5 protein-coding genes and 1 pseudogene are annotated in these 7,270 nt (G+C 64.6%); all 6 read right to left on the minus strand.

Translation table 11 applies throughout. The features are described from left to right. Positions 1-198: pseudogene (locus WCE35_RS16450) on the minus strand (sugar ABC transporter permease); the annotation flags it as partial. Continuing rightward, positions 195-1,523 (minus strand): ABC transporter substrate-binding protein, encoded by a 1,329-nt coding sequence (locus WCE35_RS16455; protein WP_424594391.1) that lies wholly within the window; start codon positions 1,521-1,523, stop codon positions 195-197. The gene WCE35_RS16455 and the pseudogene WCE35_RS16450, both read right to left, overlap by 4 nt. Before the next feature lie 94 nt (positions 1,524-1,617). After that, the gene (locus WCE35_RS16460) at positions 1,618-2,400 is read right to left on the minus strand and encodes an alpha/beta fold hydrolase (protein ID WP_424594392.1); all 783 of its coding nucleotides are present in this window, start codon (positions 2,398-2,400) and stop codon (positions 1,618-1,620) included. 3 nt (positions 2,401-2,403) lie between these two features. Then, positions 2,404-3,699 carry an O-acetylhomoserine aminocarboxypropyltransferase gene (locus WCE35_RS16465; protein WP_424594393.1) on the minus strand — a complete coding sequence of 432 codons (1,296 nt, stop codon included), beginning with the start codon at positions 3,697-3,699 and terminating at the stop codon, positions 2,404-2,406. Between the two features lie 49 nt (positions 3,700-3,748). Further along, entirely contained in the window at positions 3,749-5,053 is a 1,305-nt protein-coding gene (pncB, locus tag WCE35_RS16470; protein WP_424594394.1) for a nicotinate phosphoribosyltransferase, read from the minus strand. Between the two features lie 60 nt (positions 5,054-5,113). Beyond that, positions 5,114-7,270, minus strand: a 2,157-nt coding sequence (locus WCE35_RS16475; RefSeq protein ID WP_424594395.1) for a c-type cytochrome, incomplete at its 5' end; no start/stop codon positions are given.

Raw genomic sequence — 7,270 nt, forward strand, 5'->3', positions numbered from 1 at the left:
GACAAAGGTAGTTGGCGAGCCGACTTTCCATTCGTGCAGGCTCATCCAGATCGTGAACAGCCACGGGAATATGATGATCGCGAGCACCACGACCAGCGCCGGCAACACGAACGGCCAGTAGGACGGCGCCCGTAATTGCTGCCCCGGCGCAGAGCTCGCTTCCGCCGCGGCCGGGGTGACTTCGGGTACCGCCGTCACGCTTTCTCGCTGCGCTCCAGGATCGGCCGGTACTGCTCGTGGGCTTTTTTCAGTTCGGCGGCCGGGTCGGCGCCCGAAAGTGTTGCGGTAAGGGCGGCTCCGACGAGATCGCGGAATTCAGCGACCGGGATCACGACGGGAAGGCCGAGCTTGCTGATCTTGGCGGAATCGATCACCGACTGCAGCCATTCCGGCGGCATCTTGACGCCCTTGCGCACCTCGGGATCGTTGAGGATCGAATTGCGGAACGGAACGCCGCCGCCGGCCTGCAGCAGCCGCGCGCCTTGCGCCTTCGAGACCGCCCACTGGCAGAGCAGATAGGCGGCCTCCTTGTTCTTGCTCGCCTGCGCGATGCCGAGGCCGTCGCCATAGGTCGCGGAATACTGCCCCTTGGGTCCGGCCGGCACCACCGTATAGCCGACCTTGCCGACGATGCGCGAGGCGGCCGGATCTTCCAGCGGCGGCGCCCAGCCGACGCCATCGATCCACATCGCCGACCTACCTTGCGTGAACGACGCCATCGACTCCATCCAGTTGAAACCGGCGACGCCGGGAGGGGCGACTTTCGTGAGCAGCGTTTGATAGAGTTTTGTGGCCTCGATAGCTTCCGGGCCGTCGGTGAGGATATTGCCCTTGGCATCGAGGAATTCGCCGCCATAGTTGAGGAAGAAGTTGGTCCATAGCGTCATGTTGGCGTTGCGAAGGCCGCGTCCGACGAAGCCGAAGATGCCTTCCTTGGGATCGGTGAGCTTTTCGGCGGCCGCGACCATCTCGTCAAAAGTCTTGGGCACCGCGACGCCCTTCTTCTGGAACAGCTCCTTGTTGTAATAGAGGATGAAATAGTCGACCGACCACGGCAGCGAGAGCATCTGCCCCTTGTCGTTCCTGGCGTATTGCAGGCCGGCGGCGGAGAAATCGCTTTCGACCAGATCCGGCGCGGTGAGGGTCGGATCCTTCATGAAGCCGGAGATGTCGGCGAGCCAGCCGGCTTTCTCGAACTGGCGCTTCTGCACGTGATAGCTGACGTGAACGACGTCGAAGCTCGGCTTGCCGGAGGCGAGTTCGATCACGGCCTTCTGCCGCTGCTGCTGCTCGGGAATCTGCTCCGACTCGACCTGGATACCGGTCAGGTCGGTGAACTCCTTGATGTACTTTTGCAGGTTGTCGCCACGCGGCCCCTTGGCGAGGATCACCTCGAGCTTGGTGCCCGCATATTTCTTCCACTGCGGCTCGGCTGCGCGTGCGGGAAAGCCGGTCAGGCCAAGCGCGCCTGCCGCCGCCGTGCCGGCCAGTACGGAACGGCGCGAGACCAGGTAATCCTTCATTGTTTTCTCCCCTGAGGTCGGCTTTTTCTTGGTGAATTCTAGCGCCGGCGAAGCGGTTTCGACAGCCCTATTGCAGCATCCGCAGCTCCGCTTTTCATGGCTGTAGCGCGACCAGCAATTCGTCGGGCTGTTCGACCATCATCATGTGGCCCGCGCCGGGAAGGATCACGGTTCGGGAGTTTGGCGTGGCCGCGGCCAGCGTCTTGCCGGCCTTCGCCGGCGTCATCATGTCGCGTTCGCCGAGAATGAAGGTGGCGGGCACCTTGATCGAGGCCGCCGCGGTCAGGGCGTTCTGGTAGGAATTGCAGGCGTTGAGGTCGTTGAAGAGCACGCCCGGGCGGGTCTGCTGCAACACGCGCTGCGCGCCCTGGTGCATCCACAGCCCAGGCGCGAGGCTGCCGCCCAATTCCGCGCGAAAACCCAATCCCCAGATCGACACCATGTCGATGGCGGCGGGATCGTTGGCTTCGGCCGCCTTCAGGAGATCGGGGCCGACGGTCATCGTCGCCGCCGTGCCGATCAGGCCAAGCCCGGACACTTTTGCCGGATGGCGCGCGGCGGTCTCGAGCGCGATCAGCGAGCCCATGGAATGGCCGACCAGCCTTGCCTTGGACGCGCCGGCTGCATCGAGCAGGGCGGCGGTCCAGTCGGCCATCTCGGCAATCGTCGGAAGCGCATCGCCTGAGGAACGTCCGTGGCCGGGCAGGTCCGGCGCCAACACCGAATAGCCGTGATGGGCGAACCAGCGGCTGTGCAGCGCCCAGGTCGAATGATCGAAGCCGGCGCCGTGCAGCATCACCACCGCGGGCAGCGACGGATCGAACGGCCGGCCGCCGGTGGCGACGAAGGCATCGATCCCATTCACTTTCAGTTGCATGGCTCAAGCCCTCTGCGACGCGCGAAGCGCCTGGCCGAGATCGTCAACGATATCAGGCACGGCCTCGATGCCGACCGACAGCCGCACCAGTTCCTCGCCGACGCCGGCGGCTCGAAGCTGGTCGGCGTCCATCTGCTGATGGGTGGTGCTGGCGGGATGGATCACCAGCGTCTTGGCGTCGCCGACATTGGCGAGGTGGCTGACCATGCGAAGCGCCTCGATGAATTTCTTGCCGGCGGCGCGGCCGCCTTTGATGCCAAAGCTGACGATCGACCCGGCGCCGCGCGGCAATAGCCGTTTTGCCAGTTCGTGATCGGGATGATTTTCCAGCGCCGGATGCAGCACCCATTCGACGGCCTTGTTGGCGGTCAGGAATTCGAGCACCGCGAGCGTATTGGTCATGTGGCGCTCCATGCGGACGCCCAATGTCTCCACGCCCTGCAGCAGTTGAAACGCATTGGTCGGCGACAGGCAGGCGCCGAAATCGCGCAGCCCCTCGGTGCGGGCGCGCATGATGAAGGCGGCCTGGCCAAACTGCTCGTCGAAGACGATGCCGTGATAGCCGGCATAGGGCTCGGTCAGAACCGGGAATTTGCCGGAGGCATGCCAGTCGAAACGGCCGCCATCGACGATGACGCCGCCGATCGCGATGCCATGGCCGCCGATCCATTTGGTCGCGGAGTTCATCACGATATCGGCGCCAAGCTCGATCGGGCGGCTGAGAAAAGGCGTGGCAAAAGTGTTGTCGATCAACAGCGGAATTTTGGCATCATGCGCGATTTGCGCGACCGCCGGAATGTCCAGCACTTCGAGGCCTGGATTGCCGATGGTTTCGCCGATCAAAAGGCGAGTGTTCGGCTTGATCGCCGCACGGAATTCTTCCAGCGCGCGCGGCTTGACGAAGCTCGTGGTGATGCCGAAGCGCGGCAGCGTGTGCGCGAGCAGATTGATGGTTCCGCCATAGAGCGAGGAGGAGGCGACGATATGATCGCCGGCATTGAGCAAGGTTGCGATCGCCAGATGCAGCGCCGCCATGCCGCTCGCCGTGCAGATCGCGCCGACGCCGGCTTCCAGCGCGGCCAGCCGTTCCTCCAGCACCGCGGTGGTGGGATTTGAAATCCGGGTATAGATGTAGCCGGCCCGCTCCAGGTTGAACAACGCGGCGGCGTGGTCGGAATCCTGAAAGACGTAGGACGTGGTCTGATAGATCGGAACCGCGCGCGCGCCCGTCACGGGATCGGGGCGCTGGCCGGCATGCAGGCTCAGGGTTTCGAAGGCAGGCAGCTTGGGTGCGGGCATGCGGGGCTCGTCAGGTCAAATTGTTGGACGGGAAGTGATCCGCGCTGGTTCAGACGTGTACGGCGGTGCGAACCCGGCCGACATTGCCAAACACGCGCAGGTAGCGTTCGACCTCGGAGGGGATGCCGGTGGCCTTTTCCGGATTGTCCGACAGCTTGACCGCCGGCCTGCCGTCGACCGACGTCACTTTGCAGACGATCGAGATCGGGTCGAGGTCGGCCGAGCCGTCCGGCGCGCAACCGACGAAATCATTGGTGAGGTTGGTGCCCCAGCCGAAACTGACGCGGACGCGGCCGGCGAAATGGCGATAGGTCTCCTCGATCGAGCCGACATCCATGCCGTCGGAAAACACCAAGAGCTTCTCCCTGGGATCGCGGTCCTTCTGCTTCCACCATTTGATGATGTCTTCGCCGGCGGTGATCGGCGGCGCGCTGTCCGGGCGAAAACCGGTCCAGTCCGCGACCCAGTCCGGCGCATCGCGCAGGAACGGTTTGGTGCCGAACGCGTCGGGGAGGGCGATCAGGAGGTTGCCGCCATAGGTATGCCGCCACTGGTCGAGGATGCGGTACGGCGCCCAGCGCAGATCCTCGTCGGAATTCGCGAGCGCGGCGGCCACCATCGGCAATTCATGCGCATTGGTCCCGATCGCTTCGAGGTCATTGTCCATCGCCAGCAGCACGTTGGAGGTGCCGGTGAAGGACGAGCCGAGCCCTTCCTTGACCGCCTCGACGCACCAGCGCTGCCACAGGAAACCGTGGCGCCGTCGGGTGCCGAAGTCGGAAAGCCGCAGGCCCTCCAGCTTGCGCAGCCGCTCGACCTTGGACCACAGCTTGGTCTTGGCGCGGGCATAGAGCACGTCGAGCACGAAGCGGCCCTGTCCCCTGGTAGCCCGGCGCGAGCGCAACTCGTTGAGAATGGCAAGCGCCGGGATTTCCCACATGGTGGTGTGGGTCCACGGCCCATGGAAATGCAATTCGTACTGGCCGTCCACCTTTTGCAGTTCGTAGTCGGGCAGGCGGAAGCCCGCGAGCCAGTTGATGAAATCGGGAGAGAACATCTGGGTCTTGCCGTAGAACGTATTACCGGCGAGCCAGATCAGTTCCTTCTTGCCGAAGCGGATGGTGCGGGCGTGATCGAGCTGGGCGCGAAGCTCGCCTTCATCGATCACCTCGGCAAGCCGCACATGCTTGCTGCGGTTGATCACCGAAAAGGTCGTGCGGGTGTCCGGGTAGAACTCCCGGATCATCTGCAGCATCAACAGCTTGTAGAAATCGGTGTCCAGCAGGCTGCGCACGATCGGATCAAGCCGCCAGCCGTGATTATAGGTTCGGGTCGCGATATCGGTCACTGCCATGGCGGAACTCTATCGCGCCGGAAGCCGCGCAACCAGTGGGTTTCGGGCCGGTATGGCAGGTCAGCGCGGGATTCCATGCCGGATACGGCCGACGGCGGTTTGGATATCGCTCCAGGCCGGCTGGTCCGGGGCAAACTGCCGCCGGAGGTAGGACACAAGCTCCGCGACCTGGCTGTCGGTCAGGCTATCCCGGAAGGCCGGCATGTAGCCGAGGTCGCTCGATACCGGCGTCGCGATGCCATGCAGGATGACCTGGATCAGATTGTCCGGCACCGCGCTGTGCAGATTGCTGTTCAGTGCCAGCGACGGCCGGCTGCCGAACAATGGTGCACCGCCCACCTCATGGCAAACCGCGCAAGCGCCCTGATAGAGGCGGGCGCCGAAACTCGAGGCCGCCGCGGTGCGGGTCGAGGCTTCAAATTTGGCGGCGAGGGCGTCTTGCGAGGTATTGTCAATGGCAGTGCCGTTGAAGGAACCGAGATAGACCGCCATGGCGCGGATGTCCTGGTCGGGCAGCGCCGCGAGTTCTTTCACCACCGGCGCCATCGGGCCGGCGGCGACGCCATGGAAGCGCGACTCGCCCGTTCGCAAATAGGCGAACAGTTCATCCTCGCTCCAGGGGATTGGCGCGTGCGAGAGCGAGGTCAGCGGCGGCGCCTCCCAGCCTTCCGCAAAGCCGCCGGCGAGATAAGCCTGTTGCCTCTCGGCGCCGAGCGTGTTGCGCGGCGAATGGCAGGCGCTGCAATGGCCGAGGCCTTCGACCAGATAGGCACCGCGATTCCAGATTTCGGATCTTGTCGTGTCGGCCTGGAACACGGCAGGCCGATGGAACAGCGCGTTCCATCCCGCCATCAGCGGGCGCAGATTGAAGGGAAACGCCAGCATGTTTTCCGGATTGCCCGATCGCACCGGCGGTTGCGCCATCAGATGGGCGTAGAGCGCCTGCAGGTCTGCGTCCGTCGTTCTGGCAAAATGCGTGTAGGGGAACGCCGGGTAGAGATGCCGGCCGTCGCGATGAATGCCCTCGCGCATGGCGCGCTCAAAGGCGGGATAAGACCACGCGCCGATGCCGGTTTCGACATCGGGCGTGATGTTGGTTGAGTAGATGGTGCCGAACGGGGTTTCAAGGGGCCTGCCGCCGGCATTGATAATGCCATTCACGGAGGTGTGGCAGTCCGCGCAGCCGCCGAGCGCGGCGAGTTGCTGGCCGCGGGCAATGGTCGCAGGTGCATAGACCGAGGCGTCCGGCCGGGCGATCGGCGCGATCGCTCGCCATGGCAGCACGGCGGCGCCGACGCCGAGCGCGGCAGCGCATAATGCCGCGACACCGGCGAGTACGCCGCTTCGCTTTACAAACGGATTCTGCCATTGGTCAGACAAGGCCGCGGGTCGCGGCGCGGGTGCAGGCAATGCTTCCGGCGTTGACGGCGCTTCGCCGCGCAACCCCCTCAAAATGCGTTCCGGCGTGAACGGCGGTTCGCGAAAGCGAACACCGGTCGCATCGAAGATCGCGTTGGCGATCGCGGCGGCGCTGGGGACGGACGCGGATTCGCCGACGCCGAGCGGCGGCTGATCCTGCCGCGGCAGCATCAAGACGTCGATCCTGGGGACATCCGGGAATTTGATGATGGGATAGGCGCCCCATTCGCGGCTCGTCACCAGGGCGCGGTCGAACGACACTTCTTCCATCAGCGCGCGGCTGGTCGACTGGATGACGTTGCCGTGGATCTGGTGGCGAACCCCCTCCGGATTGATCATCAGGCCGGAATCCTGGCCGGCGACGACGCGCGTCACGCTCACATCGCCGGTCGCCTTGTTGACGGCGACATCGGCGACCCAGGCCGACCACGCGGCACCGTAGCCGGGGAACTTGCTGTGGACATAGAGCGCGTAAGCAAAGCCGCGTCCCCGCACGATATCGCCTTCGGCAACCGGCTCCCGGCGCACCGGACGCGGTTTCCAGCCGGCGCGTTCGGCAACCGCGTTGACCAGATCGATCGCGCGTTTGTCCGTCAGATAGCGCAGGCGATATTCGATCGGATCGATGCCGGCCTCGGTCGCGAGTTCGTCGATATAGGATTCATGCGCAAACGTGTTCGGCAGCGCCGAGACGCCGCGAAACCAGGATGCCCGCACGATCGGCGGCATGTCGTTCGCCACCACGCGCATATGATCGTAATCGTAGGGCGGGATCGCGGTGCGGTCGCCCATCTCGAA

This window comes from Bradyrhizobium sp., assembly GCF_049691595.1.
Taxonomy (GTDB): domain Bacteria; phylum Pseudomonadota; class Alphaproteobacteria; order Rhizobiales; family Xanthobacteraceae; genus Bradyrhizobium.